Below are 13631 nucleotides of genomic sequence, written 5' to 3' on the forward strand. Positions count from 1 at the left end.
ACAGCCGGGTACACGCCGGGTACCCGCCGAGACCCATCGGTGCTACCTCGGGAGCGGCTCACGTTCGGTCGTCGTGGGCACGCCGAGAAAGCGCTCGACCTCGGCGACGGATGCCGCGAGCGCCCGTTCCTCGCGAGCGGAGAACGCCCGCCACGGCACGAGCTTGACGACGGCACGCCGCTCGGCGGTGACGGGTGCCCAGCGACCGACCATGACGCCATCGATCATCAGCGCGTGCAGCGGAAACTCGGGGTGCACTGGATCGGCGCGGCCGGGCGGCTGCAGGAACGTGCGGGGCGCCGCGTACCCCATGATGTACTCGTCGTACGCCTGCAGCAGGTCGAAGATCGCTGTCGCCCGCGCGGCCGTCGCCGTCGTGCTCGCCGCCGTCACCTCCGCGTCGTGCCAGTGCGTCGCCCCGTCGACTTCGACGGTCTCGATGCGGCCGTCGCTCGCATCGACTATCGCGGCGAAGGCCTGGCGGGTGTCGCCGAGCGTGAACCCCGACCAGGCTGAGAAATCACGGTCGGTCACGGGCCCGCGTGAGCGGATGAACCGTGCAGCGAGCTCGACGAGCGCCGCATCCCGCGTCTTCTGAGCCGACGCAGGCACCCGCTCGTCGAACGCCGCATACGTGCGTTGCTTGCCGACGTTCGCCCCGCTGATCGCGACCCGTTCGAGCTCGGCGAGCATGAGCACGTAGGTGAAGCCGAGACCCGACGACGGGTGCCCGGCTGCCTCGAGTGCTGCGGCGAGCTCGGCGCGGGTGCGATGCCCGCCCGCGAGCGACTCGGCCATGACGTCGAGGGCTCGGGCGGCGGCGTCGCCGTCGACGCCCGTGCGCCGGTAGTACGTGGCATTCGTCCGATGCACCCGCTCGGCCGAGAGCTCCAGGAGCCACCGCGCATCCGCCGGGTCGACGAAATGCCACGTCGGCCGCAGCACGTGCGTGCGCAGGATCTCACCGCGGTCGAGCGCGGCGGAGACGGCCGCGAGGTCGGGGCGCTGCTCGATCGGCACCCGCATCGCGAGGCCCCACTGGGCCGGTACGAACTCCTGCGACTGCACCGCGACGAAGCGGCGCACCACATCGGGAGCCGACGCCGCGTGTACATCGCGCAACCCCTGCACCTGCAGCCGGACCCGGCGCAACTCGTCGAGTTCCACCCTTATGCCGCCTCTACGTCACGTCTCGACGCCAGGTGGTTGCCCCGCCGATGACCGTGGCGACGATGGCGATGCCGAGCAGCACGAGACCGCCCTGCCACCATTCGAGACTGGCACTCGCCCCGAGCGAGGCCATGTTGTAGAAGGATGCCCCGACGAGCGCGTCGCTCGCGGCGCCCGGGAGGAACCGGCCGATCGAGGCCGTCACATCGCTGAGCGAGGCGACCAGCCGCAGGATCGGTTCGACGAACTGGGTGAATGCGATCACGATGACGATCGCCGCGACCTGGTTCGTCACGAGCACGCCGAGCCCCACGCCGATCGCGCCCCAGAGCGCCATCGCCAGCACGCCGCGCCCGATGAGCGCCCACGTGTCGCTCGAGTCGAGGCCCGTGTCGAGCCCGAAGCCGGCAAGTGCCGCCGCACCGGCTCCGACGGAGACCGCGAACGCGATGACGCCGAGGCCCGCGCCGATGACGAGCTGCGACACGAACTTCGCCGCGAGCACGACGGTGCGATGCGGCTCGGCGAGGAAGGTCGGGGTGAGCGTCTTGTGCCTGAACTCGCCGGTGACGGCGAGGGCTCCGAGCAGCACCGGGAAGACGTAGCCGATCGACGACGCGAAGCTGTAGAGCAACGGCGCGAGGTCCATGCCGGGGGGCAGTGCGGTGTTGCCACCGGCGGATGCCGCGGCATCCGGATTCTCGGTCGCCCAGCCGAGGAATGCACCGAACCCGCCCGACATGAGTGCGACGTACGCGGCGAGGAGGATGGCGAGGAGCCACCAGATGCGGGTCGTGAAGACCTTCTGGAACTCGGCGCCGACGGCGCGAACGAAGTTCACGACTCCTCACCGCCGCCGACGAGCGAGAGGAAGGACTCTTCGAGGCCCGATCTCAGTCGGTGGAGAGCGGCCAGCTCGACCCCGCCGACGAACGCGGCGTGGCCGACGCGGGCGGGGTCGGGTTCGGCGACGATGAACCCGTTGCGTCCCTCGGTGTACTCGAGCCCTGCGGCGTCGAGTGCGGCGGCGAGCGCCGACCGGTCGGGGGAGTCGGCGATCGTGCGCGGCGCCGAGTCGAGTTCGAGGCTCGCGAGTGTGCCGCTCTTCATGAGCCGGCCCTTCGCGATGATCACGACCTCGTCGACGCTCTGCTGCACCTCGCTGAGGAGGTGGGAGGAGACGAGCACCGTTCGTCCTTCACGGGCGAGGCTCTGCAGGAACCCGCGGATCCACTTGATGCCCTCGGGGTCGAGGCCGTTGATCGGCTCGTCGAGCACGAATACACCCGGGTCGCCGAGCAGTGTGTAGGCCAGTGCGAGTCGTTGCCGCATGCCGAGCGAGTACCCGCCGACGCGCCGGTCGGCGTACTCGGCGATGCCGACCTGCTCGAGCACCGCCTGCACCCGGGTCGTCGGCAGACCGGAGGCCGTCGCGTACACCTTGAGGTGGTTGCGTGCGGTGCGGCCGGGATGGAAGTTCGCATCGAGCGCGGCGCCGACCGTCTCGAGTGGCTTCGGCAGCGCGCTGTACGGCGTGCCGCCGAACGTCGCGGTGCCGGCGCTGGGATGCTCCAGCCCGAGCAGCAGCCGCAGGGTGGTCGTCTTTCCCGCGCCGTTCGGGCCGAGGAATCCGGTGACCTTGCCCGGTTCCACCGTGAAACTCAGGTCGTCGACCGCGGTCACTGGGCCGAAGTGCTTGCTCAGCCCCGAGATCTCGATGGGGATGCCGCTTGCCATGCGTTCTCCTCACGTGGGGGGCGAGCTCGGTGGACTCGGGCCGCACTCCCCGCACGGCGCCGGGCGGCCTGGCCCCTCACGCTCACCCTAGCGAGCGAACGGGAGCAGCGGCATCCGTCACGCGGGGGATTCGCGGATTGCGTTCGGCGCTCCTCGGCTGCGTTCGGCGCCTGCTCAGCTCGGTTCGGCGTCCGCTCAGTTCAGCGGGCGGATGCCGTGCGGCAGCACGCCGCCCGCGTAGAGCACCGTGGCGACGTCTTGCAACGCACCGAGTGCGAGGCGCTGGGTGGACGGGCCGTAGGAGATGCGCGCGACGCCGAGCTCTTCGAGACGAGCCGGCGCCGGCACGTCGGGCAGCCCGATGACGCTCACCCGCTGGCGGCCGATGCCGGCCGTGAGTTCATCGACGACGTCGTCGCCGAAGTTGCCGGGCACGAACACGCACGTCGCCCCGGCCTCGAGGTAGGCGAGTCCGCGCTCGATGACGTCGGCCATCCACACGGCACGGGGCCGCTCGTGGCCGCGAAGCCAGGCGTCGGTGCGCGCGTTCAGCGCAAAGGGCACGCCTTCAGCCTCGGCGGCGGCCACCGCGGCGGCAACGGCGGCCACGGAGTCGGCGAGCGGCTTGAGCTGGTCTTCGAGGTTCGCGCCGGCGATGCCCTCGCCGATGGCCCGCCGGATCGTCTCGCCAGGGTTGCCGTAGCCGGCCTCGAGATCGGCGCTGACCGGCACCTCGACGGCTCGCGCGATGCGCCCGCACATGTCGAGCATGAGCTCGACCGGAATCTGCTCGCCGTCGGGATAGCCGTACGTCGCGGCGATCGAGTGGCTCGCGGTGGCGAGCGCCCGGGTCTGGGGCAGGGCGGCGACCGCTTTGGCGCTCACGACGTCCCACACGTTCACCACCTGGAGGAGCTCGGGGTCGGTGTGCAGGCGGCGGAGTTCGGCGGCGGTCTCGGCGAGGGTCATGCTCTCAGCGTAGGCGGCACGCAGACGCCGGAACCCGACCGCTATTGGTGACGTCCGATTCCCGCGGGGGTGCTCAGCGGGGGTGCTCAGCGGGGGAGCGCCGCGGCGAGCCCCTCGAGCAGGCGCTCGACGTCGCTCGCGTCGGTGTACGGCGCGAGCCCGATCCGCAGCCCGCCGGCATCGCCGAGCCCGAGACGTCGGGAGGCCTCGATGGCGTAGAAGTTGCTGCTCGGCGCGAGCACCTTGCCCTCGGCAAGCAGCCTCGTGATGTCGGATGCCTCGTGGCCGGTGAAGGTCATGAGCAGCGTGGGCGTGCGACGAGACGCCCGTGACCACACGGTGACTTCGGGGAGTTCCGCGAGCCCCGACGCGATGCGCGTGAGGAGCACCGCCTCGTGCTCGTGCAGTGCCGCATACGACTCGGCGAGCTTCGTGCGGCGGGAGCTCGCGGCATCCGTCGTCCCGGCGAGGCCGGCCAAAGTGTCGACCGCAGCGGTGGCGCCTGCGAGCAGTTCGTAGGGGAGTGTGCCGAACTCGAAGCGCTCGGGAACGACATTCGTCGACGGTGCCAGCTTGTCTGGCTCGATGGTCTCGAGCAGCTCGGGCGCCGCCGCGAGCACGCCGAAGTGCGGTCCGAGGAACTTGTACGGCGAGCACGTGAAGAAGTCGGCGCCGAGCGTCTCGATGTCGGGCAGCTCGTGCGCGGTGTAGTGCACGCCGTCGACGTACACGAGCGCGCCGGCCCCGTGCGCGGCGGCGGCGATCGCCGGGATGTCGGGCATCGTGCCGATCAGGTTCGATGCCGCGGTGACGGCCACGAGCCGGGTGCGGTCGGAGAGCACCGAGGCGACCGCTTCGACGGGCAGTTCCCCGGTCGCCGGGTCGAAGTCGGCCCAGCGCACGCTCGCACCGACGCGCTCGGCGGCCTGCACCCACGGGCGCACGTTGGAATCGTGGTCGAGGCGGGTGACGACGACCTCGTCGCCCGGGCCCCACTGCTTCGAGAGGTGGCGGGAGAAATCGTACGTGAGCTGCGTGGCGCTTCGGCCATGCACGATGCCGCGCGGATGCCCGTTGACGAGATCGGCCATGGCGAGCCGGAACCCGTGCACCGAGGCCTCGGCGCGCTCCTCGGAGATGCCGATCGTGCCGCGGTTCGAGAGCGGCCCGGTGAGCACGGATGCCACGGCCTCACCCACCGACCTCGGCGTCTGCGTGCCCCCGGGGCCGTCGAACTGTGCCCAGCCGCTCTCGAGCGAGGGGAACTCCGAGCGGATGCGCGCGATGTCGTAGACCATGGAGCGAGACTAGCGAGTTCGCGGCCTCGCTAGCATTGGGGCATGTCGGAGGCGGGGGCCGGGGCATCCGGTGATGTGATCGAGGGCGCGACAGCCGAACCGGTGCGGGGGCGCCGGTTCTCGGGCAACGCGCTGCTCGACGGCTTCTTCTTCGTGTATGCGGGAATCGCCGCAGTCTGGCTCGCCTGGCTCGTGCTGACCGAGTCCTTCGCGTTCGGCTGGTTCGGCATCGCCTTCTTCCTGGTGTTCTGGCTCGTGCTGGCCTATCTCGTGTTGCCCCGACTGCATCGCATCCTCACGACGATCTACGTGCCCGACTACTTCATCGGGCGCGCGCGCACGAGTGACGGGCTGCTCGGAGACCCGGTCAACCTCGCGTTCGACGGCGATGAAGCGTCGTTGCACGCTGCGCTGCGCACGGCCGGCTGGACCCGCGCCGACAACGTGACGGGAGCGTCGAGCTGGCGCATCATCGCGTCGACGATCACCCGCCGCAGCTACGACGAGGCGCCCGTCAGTCCGCTCTTCCTCTTCGGGCGGCAGCAGGACTTCGCGTATCAGCAGGAGGTCGAGGGCAATCCGGCGCGCCGACACCACGTGCGGTTCTGGCGCACGCCCGACGGGTGGCTCCTGCCGGGCGGGCGCCGGGTCGACTGGCTCGCGGCCGGCACCTTCGACCGCGCGGTGGGCTTCTCGCTGTTCACCCTGCAGGTGACGCACAAGATCGACGCCGACATCGACATCGAGCGCGACCACATCGTCGCCACGATCATCGCGGCGAATCCGGCCGCGCGCGTCGACGTGCTCGCCGACTTCTCGACGGGGTACCACTCCCGCAACGGGGGCGGTGACTCGATCCGCACCGATGGCGACCTCCCGGTCGTCGACGTCAGCGCGGTACCGGTCGTCGCGATCGAGACACCGGATGCCGCTGAGCCCCCGCCTGCCATCGAGACGCGTTCACCGAGTGCGACGGAGGCGGGGCGATGAGCGTCGAGAAGCGCCCGGCATTCGAGTCGCCGGCGCAGCTCGTCAGTCCGCGACCGGTGCCGCCGTCGATGCAGCGCCCGACCGCAACGGTGTTCGGCGCGATCCTCGTCGTCTGCCGGGTGCTCGCGGGCATCGTCTGGCTCATCTCGCTCGCGGTGCTGTGGCGACGCGTGCTCGTGGAGGATCTCGGGGTGCCGCTCGATTCCGACGAAGCGGCCGAGGCGGCCTCAAGTCTCGGACTCACGGTTGTGCTCGTCATCGGCGGCATCGTGCTCGCGGTCGAGCTGGCGCTCGCCCTGCTGATCTTCCGCGGCAGCAACTCGGCGCGCATCACGGTGATGATCTTCGCGACGATCAGCATCACGTGGTCGGCGTTCGACTACTTCGGCACCGACACCGAGATCACGCTGCGCACGACGCTCATCACGCTCGCGCTCGACATCCTCGTGCTGCTCGCACTGTCGAGTCGAAATGCGCGGGCGTACGCACGGCGGCCCCGGCCGCGACCTCGTCGTGAGCGAAGCGAGTAATCCTCGAAAAGTACTTGGTTCGGCGGCGTGCCCGGGAGTAGCCTGAGCGCCAGCGACGGGCGAGCGTCCGGCCGGAGGAGGTCGCGGTTTGCGCGCGGTGGAGATCACGATGTGGGCGGCGATCTTCCTGCTGATTGCGATCGTGCTCGTCTTCGCGGGCATCAGGTTCGGTACGGATGGGCCGCTGATCGTCACCGGCACTCCGGCCGAGGGCGACAGTTTCGAACTGCGCTACGTCGTGAGCCCTTGGCTCGCCTACCTGCACATCGTGCCGGGCGTGATCTACCTGTTGGGCGCGCCGCTGCAGCTCTGGCGGCGGTTCCGCGAGCGGCACTTCACGTTCCACCGCCGATTCGGCCGCGTGCTGCTCGCCTTCGGACTCGTGAGCGGGGTCTTCGCGCTCGCCTTCGGGGTGCCGTTCTCGTACGGAGGGGCGTGGCAGTCGCTCGCGGCAGCGGTGTTCGGCTCGTGGTTCCTGCTCTCGCTCGGGCTCGCCTTCCGGGCGATCAGGGCGGGCAACGTGCGGATGCACCGGCGCTGGATGATCCGGGCCTTCGCGGTGGGCCTCGGCGTCGGCATGATCCGCGTGTGGGCCGGCATCTTCGCGGGGTTCCAGATCCTCTCGCTGGAGCAGAGCTTCGCGCCCGCGTTCTGGCTCGGGCTCTCGATGCACGTGATCGCCGGCGAGCTCTGGCTCTGGTGGAGGCCGAACGAAGACGGGTTGCCGCGGACTGCGCGTGTGCGCGCGGCGACGTGACGCGAAGCGACCCGCCGCCTCAACGCGCCCCATCAGCCACGGCCGCGAGGGCGGGCGCCGGCGCCGTGACGGGCAGGGGGAGTTCGGCCTGGTTCGCGGCGAACATGCGCTTCACGATCGGCCGGGCCGCCTTGGAGAGCATGAGGCCTGTCATCGCTCGCGACATCACGGCCTCGAACCGATTGGTGGGCACCATCCGCTCGATGCCACCGCCCATGACCTTCTTGCCGGCCTCGGCGAACGGCAGGATGTCGGTCGCGTAGCGTCGTGCTGCGGCGACGAGGTCGCCCGGTGTCTCGGCGATGCGGGCGGCGAGCAGGTAAGCGCCGATGAGTGCGGTCGCAGTGCCCATGCCCGACATCGGCGAGCCGCACGAGCCGGCGTCGCCGATGAGTGCGATGCGGCCGTTCGCGGCCTCGGGCACGTCGATGCGCGCGAGTTCATCGAAATAGAAGTCGGATGCCCCGGGCATGGCCTCGAGCACCGTGGGGGCGTGCCACCCGGCACCCTCGAGGGCTCGGCGGATCAGCGCCTCCTGCGCGGCCCGATCGCCGCGCAACGCGGGGTCGCGGTCGATGCGCAGCGTGACGATCGCCATGGAGGTCGAGGGGTCGAAGTCGGGGCGGATGCCGAAGGTCGCGCCCGGCACGAACCGCATCGAGAACCAGCCCGGCTGCACGTCGGCGGGGGTCGGGAGCGTGAAGAACGCCGTATAGCCGCCGAGATATGTCGAGTACTCCTCCTCGGGGCCGAAGGCGAGGCGGCGGGTCGCGGAGTGCACGCCGTCGGCGCCAACGACGAGGTCGAATCGCTCGGCCGGGGCGTGTTCGAAGGCGACGTCGACGCCATCGGCGTCTTGGGTGAGGGCGGTGATGCGGTCCCCGTAGCGGAGGTCGAGCAGGCCCGGGGCGATGTCGCTCGCGACGGTGAGTTCATCACGCAGGACCTCGTCGAGGTCGCCGCGGGCGATCTCGATCTCGGCGACCGCGCCCTTGCCGTCGAAGTCCTCCATCGACATGCGGCCGAACACACGGCCGGCGCCGTCGACGTAGGAGAGCCCGAGCTCGTGCAGCTGCCGCGCCTGGATGCCGGGCAGGAGTCCCATGCGCTCGGCGACCTCGCGGCTCGCGCCGCGGAGGTCGACGGCCTGGCCGCCGGCGCGCGGTGCGTCGGCCCGCTCGACGACGGTGGTGCGGATGCCGCTGCGCACGAGCTGCAGGGCGAGGGCATGCCCGGCGATGCCGCCGCCGGAGATCAGGATGTGCGGAGTGGTGTCGATGGTGGTCATCGTGCTGCCTTTCAATCGTGAGACGTTTGTCTTGCACATATGTCTAACAGTCGTTTGGACGTATGTCTAGTACAAACGTCTAATTCGTCGCGTACCATTGAGGAATGGGGAACCGTGAAGACCTGCTGGCCGGCGCGCGCCGGATGATCATCGAGCGCGGGGTCGCGAAGACCACGGCACGCGACATCGCGAGTGCCGCCGGGGTGAGCCTCGCCGCGATCGGCTATCACTTCGGCTCGAAGGAGCAGCTGATCACCGAGGCGCTCATGGCATCGCTCGGCGACGGGATCGGCGACGGCATTGAAGCGGTCGTCGGAGAAACCGCGGAGCTGCCGCTCCTCGACGGGTTCGCCGAACTCTGGAATCGCATGCCCGAGGTGTTCGCGGCGAATCGCGAGCCCCTCCTCGCGAGTCTCGACAACACCGTGCGGGTGCTGCGCGACCCCGAGGCCAGTCGGCACCTCGCCGCGGCGGCGGAGGAGGGCTACCTGGGCATCGCCGAGCAGTTGCGCGCGGCGCGCCCCGAGCTTTCCGATGCGCAGGTCGATGCGGTCGCGAAGCTCGACTTCGCGCTCGTGCAGAGTCTCGGCATCCTCTGGCTGCTCGCGCCCGACAGCCTGCCGAGCGGCGACGAACTCGCGCGTGCCGTCGCCGTCATCGCCGGCACCGAGCCGCCCGCCGCTCCGTTGGTCGAGTAGCTCCTCCTCCCCTGTAGGTCGGGTAGCTCCTCCTCCCCTGTTGGTCGAGTAGCTCCTCCTCCCCTGTTGGTCGAGTAGCGAAGCGTATCGAGACCCGTGCGATGGTCTCGATACGCTCCTTCGTCGCTACTCGACCGGCGGAAGTGCGTCGCTACTCGACCGGCGGAGTTGCGTCGCTACTCGACCGGCGGAGGCGTGCGCGGGGCACTGCGATGCACCGCACGACTCGCACAGCACGAACTCGGCGTCGCATGCGGCATCCGTGCAGTTCACGGTGCGGTTCGTCGGCTCACCGCACCCCGCGCACGAGCCGATGACCGCGGCATGGTCGCTGAAGTCGATCGAGCCGCGCTGGTCGAAGACGTACAGCGAGCCCTGCCAGAGACCGTCGTCGCCGTAGCGCTCGCCGTAGCGCACGATGCCGCCGTCGAGCTGGTACACCTCGCCGAAGCCGCGGCTTGTCATGAGGCTCGAGAGCACTTCGCAGCGGATGCCGCCGGTGCAGTAGGTGACGACCGGCCGCCCCTTGAGCTCGTCGTACTGGCCCGAGTCGAGCAGCTCGACGAAGTCGCGGGTCGTTTCGACGTCGGGTACGATCGCGCCGGCGAAGCGGCCGATGGCCGCCTCGAGCGAGTTGCGTCCGTCGAAGAACACGACGTCGTCGCCGCGCTCGGCCACGAGCTCGTGCAGCGCATCGGGGCTGAGCTTCGTGCCGCCGCCGACGACGCCGTCGGGGTCGACGCGCAACTCGCCTGGCGAGCCGAACGAGACGATCTCGTCGCGCACCTTCACGCTGAGCTTCGGGAAGTCGAGACTCATTCCGTCGGCGTCGAGACCGGTGCTCTCGCTCCACTTGAAGTCGATGTGCTTGAACGCGGGATAGTCGCGGGTCTTGCGCATGTAGCGCTTGAGTGCGTTCATCTCGCCGCCGAGCGTGCCGTTCAGGCCGTGCTCGGAGATGAGGATGCGCCCGCGCAGCCCGAGCGACTCGGCGAGGTCGCGTTGCCAGAGCCGCACCGCGTCGGGGTCGGCGAGCGGGGTGAAGGCGTAGTAGAGAAGGATCTTGGCGACGGCCACCCCGAGATCATACGGGCGCTCGCCGAATGGCTGCCGTGTGCGCAACTCCGGAGTCGTGGCGCGCCACGCGGTTCGACGACGCCGGTCCATCGGCGTTCCGCGTGAGATCTCCGGAGTTCTGTACGCGTGCTCAGTGCTTGTTGCCGCTGAAGGCGAGCACGCCGCCGAGTCCGATCATCATGACGCCGCCCGTCGCGGAGAGGTGCGAGATGCGCTTCGGCGAGCGAGCGAACCAGCCGCGTGCCGCGCTCGCGGCGAGCGCCCACACCGAGTCGCAGGCCAGCGCGAGAACGATGAACACCACGCCGAGCTCGAAGAGCTGCAACGGGATCGACCCGGCCGAGAACGACACGAACTGCGGCAGTACCGCCACGAAGAACGCGATCGTCTTCGGGTTCGTCACGCCGACGACGAAGCCCTCGCCGAGCTGGCGCCAGTGCGAGTGCGAGTGCGGTGCGGACTTGCGATCTGCGGATGCCGCGGCATCCGCTCGGTGCCTGATGGCCTGTACGCCGAGGTAGATGAGGTAGGCGGCGCCTGCGAACTTGATGATCGTGAAGAGCACGACCGACTGCGCGACGATCGCGCCGACGCCGAGTGCGACGGCGGTGATGAGCGGCACCATGCCGAGGGCGTTGCCGATCACGCTGAGCAGCCCGCCCATGCGACCGAGCGCGAGCGAACGCCCGATGACGAACAGCACGCTCGGGCCGGGAATCACGATCAGCACGACCGATGCGACGACGAACGTCCAGAGGTTCTCGACGGGGACCATGAACGGATGCTACCCGCTGGCTGCTCCGAGTCGCACGCGCGTTCCGAAGGGATCCTCGACGAGCGCGGTCCGCTCGCCCCACGGCTGGTCGGCAGGCTGCTCGAGCACCGGCGCGCCGCCGGCCGCGAGCCTCGCGGTGACGCGGTCGACGTCGTCGACGTAGAACCACAAGAGCATGTTGCCCGGTGGCAGCGGCGATTCCGCGACGCCGATGCCGAGCGTCGTCGACCCCGTCTCGAGCGAGACGTAGACGGGGTCGCCCTCGGGCGGGAATCGGTAGCGCACCACGCCGCCGAGTCCATCGCCGTAGAACGCCAGCGCGGCATCGAGGTCGGGTACCTCGAGAATCGGGAATACGGAGTCGATCATCATGCCTCCCGCGGCAGAGGCTACGCCGCTGCCCGAGATGCCGCTACGGTGGCACTCGTGAGCGACTACATCTCCGCGAGCGTTGCCGACGGTGTCGGCCACGTGACGCTCGACCGCCCGCAGGCGCTGAATGCGCTGAGCTACGAGATGATCCGCGCACTCACGGTCATATTCGACGTGTGGCGCGACGACACCGAGGTCGGGCTCGTCGTACTCGACGGCGCGGGTGAGCGCGGCTTCTGCGCGGGTGGCGACATCCGTGAGCTCTACGGGTACGCGTCCAACGACGACCACGCCGAGGCGCGGCAGTTCTTCCGCGCCGAGTACCGGCTCGACGCGATGATCGCGCGTTACCCGAAGCCCGTCGTCGCGATCATGGACGGCATCACGATGGGAGGCGGCATCGGCCTCGCGGGCCACGCCTCGATTCGTGTCGTCACCGAGCGCTCGCGCGTCGCCATGCCCGAGACTCGCATCGGCTTCACCCCCGACGTCGGCGGCTCGTGGCTGCTCGCGAAGGCGCCCGGCGAACTCGGCGTGCACTTGGCGCTCAACTCGCGCACGATGGATGCCGCCGACGCCATGCACGCGGGATTCGCCGACTCGTTCGTGCCCTCCGAGCGGCTGCCGCACCTGTTGCAGGCGCTCGCCGAACGCGCCGACCCCGGCAGTCCGGCCGAGATCGTCATGCTCTTCGACGAGACACCCGGGCCCTCGGCCCTCGCGCTCGCCCGCGACTGGGTCGACGCCTGCTACTCCGCACCGAGCGTCGACGAGATCATCCGGCGTCTCAGGGCCTTCGCCGAGGGGCGGGTCGACGAAGCGTCGAGCTCGTTCCCGATGCATCCGCTCGACCCGGCGGCCTTCGCCTATGCGGCCGCGGCCGCCGACGAGCTCGAGACGCTCTCGCCGACCGCGCTCACCATCACGCTCGAGTCGGTGCGACGTGCTCGCACGCTGCCGCGGCTCGAAGATGCGCTCGAGCAGGAGTTCCGGCTCGTGTCGTGGTTCATCGAGCAGCATGACCTGCGTGAGGGCATCCGGGCGCAGGTCATCGACAAGGATCGTCAGCCGAAGTGGCATCCGCCCGAGCTGCGCGACGTCGCGCCGGGCCTCGCCGCCCACGTGCTCGATGAGGCCCGCTTCGAGCCGGTCTGGCCCTAGCGCGCAGACCCGGCCGTGAGGCGGAACCGTGCAACGTATACAAATTGTCGCTAGAACGGTGCTCTTTGCGCTTAAGTAGCGTTCAGTGTATACATGAAGAGTGGTGGCTGAAGCGGGGCGGGCAGGGGAGCGCGTCTACCGCACGCTCCGTGCCGAGATCGTCGACGGCGAGCTCGCGCCCGGCACGGTGCTCGCAGAGGTTGAACAGGCAGCCCGACTCGGAGTCTCCCGCACACCCGTGCGCGAGGCACTCGCCCGGCTCGTCGGCGACGGACTCGTCGCCGCACAGTCCGCACGAACCCTCGTCGTCGCCGAGCTCTCGCCGTCGACCATCACGGGCCTCTACGAGCTGCGCGAAGCGCTCGAAGAGCAAGCCGTGCGGCTAGCGGCGATGCGCCGCGACCCCACGCGGTTCGAGCGGTTCGTCGAACGCTTCGAGCAGGCGCCCGCCCTCGTCGACGAAGGCGAATCCGGCCTCGCCGCCTACTACGCCCTCGTCGCCGAGTTCGACGCCGCCGTCGACGAGACGGTCGCGAACCCCTACCTCACCGCCGCGCTGCGGAGCGTGCGACTGCACTCGGCGCGCGTGCGGCGGCTCGCACGCCACAATCCCGGGCGGCTCCGTGCCGCGGCATCCGAGCACCTCCTCATCCTGCAGGCGATCATCGCGGGCGATGCGTCCCTCGCGGCGCACGCCACCCACGTGCACCTGCACATGAGTCTTCGTCATGCACTCGCCTCGATCGAAGCTCGTCAGCCCGGCGGGCACCGCGTAGCCTGACCGATGGAACAGTTCAGAAAGGGACGCC

15 protein-coding genes are annotated in these 13631 nt (G+C 69.9%); 6 read left to right on the top strand and 9 right to left on the bottom strand.

The window, feature by feature from the left end; all coding sequences use genetic code 11:
- Positions 1-42: 42 nt before the first annotated feature.
- From AC1C2T_RS04575 to AC1C2T_RS04595, 5 genes are all read right to left on the bottom strand, one after another.
- Entirely contained in the window at positions 43-1167 is a 1125-nt protein-coding gene (locus tag AC1C2T_RS04575; protein WP_495384396.1) for a winged helix DNA-binding domain-containing protein, read from the bottom strand.
- A 13-nt stretch (positions 1168-1180) separates the two neighbouring features.
- Entirely contained in the window at positions 1181-2011 is an 831-nt protein-coding gene (locus tag AC1C2T_RS04580; protein WP_495384397.1) for an ABC transporter permease, read from the bottom strand.
- Positions 2008-2907, bottom strand: a complete 900-nt coding sequence (locus tag AC1C2T_RS04585; protein ID WP_495384398.1) for an ATP-binding cassette domain-containing protein — start codon at positions 2905-2907, stop codon at positions 2008-2010. The genes AC1C2T_RS04580 and AC1C2T_RS04585 overlap by 4 nt, the downstream gene beginning before the upstream one ends.
- A 195-nt stretch (positions 2908-3102) precedes the next feature.
- Positions 3103-3876, bottom strand: coding sequence for an isocitrate lyase/PEP mutase family protein (locus tag AC1C2T_RS04590; RefSeq protein ID WP_495384399.1), 774 nt, complete (start codon positions 3874-3876; stop codon positions 3103-3105).
- A gap of 86 nt (positions 3877-3962) precedes the next feature.
- Positions 3963-5174 carry a cysteine desulfurase-like protein gene (locus AC1C2T_RS04595; protein ID WP_495384400.1) on the bottom strand — a complete coding sequence of 404 codons (1212 nt, stop codon included), beginning with the start codon at positions 5172-5174 and terminating at the stop codon, positions 3963-3965.
- Between the two features lie 42 nt (positions 5175-5216).
- On the opposite strand from AC1C2T_RS04595, the gene AC1C2T_RS04600 reads away from it, so the two are divergent.
- The 3 genes from AC1C2T_RS04600 (at position 5217) to AC1C2T_RS04610 (ending at position 7451) form a co-directional block, all read left to right on the top strand.
- The gene (locus AC1C2T_RS04600; RefSeq protein WP_495384401.1) at positions 5217-6164 is read left to right on the top strand and encodes an LssY C-terminal domain-containing protein; all 948 of its coding nucleotides are present in this window, start codon (positions 5217-5219) and stop codon (positions 6162-6164) included.
- Positions 6161-6694: a hypothetical protein gene (locus AC1C2T_RS04605; RefSeq protein ID WP_495384402.1), complete on the top strand. Its 534-nt coding sequence runs from the start codon at positions 6161-6163 to the stop codon at positions 6692-6694. Before AC1C2T_RS04600 ends, AC1C2T_RS04605 begins: the two co-directional genes overlap by 4 nt.
- 97 nt (positions 6695-6791) lie before the next feature.
- Complete coding sequence (locus AC1C2T_RS04610) at positions 6792-7451, top strand: DUF2306 domain-containing protein (RefSeq protein WP_495385389.1); 660 nt, start codon at positions 6792-6794, stop codon at positions 7449-7451.
- Positions 7452-7470: 19 nt separating this feature from the next.
- On the opposite strand, the gene AC1C2T_RS04615 is transcribed toward AC1C2T_RS04610, so the two are convergent.
- Positions 7471-8739: an FAD-dependent monooxygenase gene (locus tag AC1C2T_RS04615; protein WP_495384403.1), complete on the bottom strand. Its 1269-nt coding sequence runs from the start codon at positions 8737-8739 to the stop codon at positions 7471-7473.
- Positions 8740-8843: 104 nt separating this feature from the next.
- On the opposite strand from AC1C2T_RS04615, the gene AC1C2T_RS04620 reads away from it, so the two are divergent.
- Complete coding sequence (locus AC1C2T_RS04620; protein ID WP_495384404.1) at positions 8844-9437, top strand: TetR/AcrR family transcriptional regulator; 594 nt, start codon at positions 8844-8846, stop codon at positions 9435-9437.
- A gap of 126 nt (positions 9438-9563) precedes the next feature.
- Here AC1C2T_RS04620 and trhO read toward each other — a convergent pair whose 3' ends face one another.
- The 3 genes from trhO to AC1C2T_RS04635 form a co-directional block, all read right to left on the bottom strand.
- Positions 9564-10514: an oxygen-dependent tRNA uridine(34) hydroxylase TrhO gene (trhO, locus tag AC1C2T_RS04625; protein ID WP_495384405.1), complete on the bottom strand. Its 951-nt coding sequence runs from the start codon at positions 10512-10514 to the stop codon at positions 9564-9566.
- A 130-nt stretch (positions 10515-10644) separates the two neighbouring features.
- Positions 10645-11289: a LysE family translocator gene (locus AC1C2T_RS04630; protein WP_495384406.1), complete on the bottom strand. Its 645-nt coding sequence runs from the start codon at positions 11287-11289 to the stop codon at positions 10645-10647.
- Between the two features lie 9 nt (positions 11290-11298).
- A complete protein-coding gene (locus AC1C2T_RS04635; RefSeq protein ID WP_495384407.1) occupies positions 11299-11661 on the bottom strand; it encodes a VOC family protein in 363 nt (120 codons plus the stop codon).
- A gap of 54 nt (positions 11662-11715) precedes the next feature.
- On the opposite strand from AC1C2T_RS04635, the gene AC1C2T_RS04640 reads away from it, so the two are divergent.
- Positions 11716-12822 carry an enoyl-CoA hydratase/isomerase family protein gene (locus AC1C2T_RS04640; protein WP_495384408.1) on the top strand — a complete coding sequence of 369 codons (1107 nt, stop codon included), beginning with the start codon at positions 11716-11718 and terminating at the stop codon, positions 12820-12822.
- Positions 12823-12922: 100 nt separating this feature from the next.
- Positions 12923-13603, top strand: coding sequence for a GntR family transcriptional regulator (locus tag AC1C2T_RS04645; RefSeq protein WP_495384409.1), 681 nt, complete (start codon positions 12923-12925; stop codon positions 13601-13603).
- Positions 13604-13631 lie beyond the last annotated feature (28 nt).

This window comes from Agromyces sp. Y558 (genome assembly GCF_059445415.1).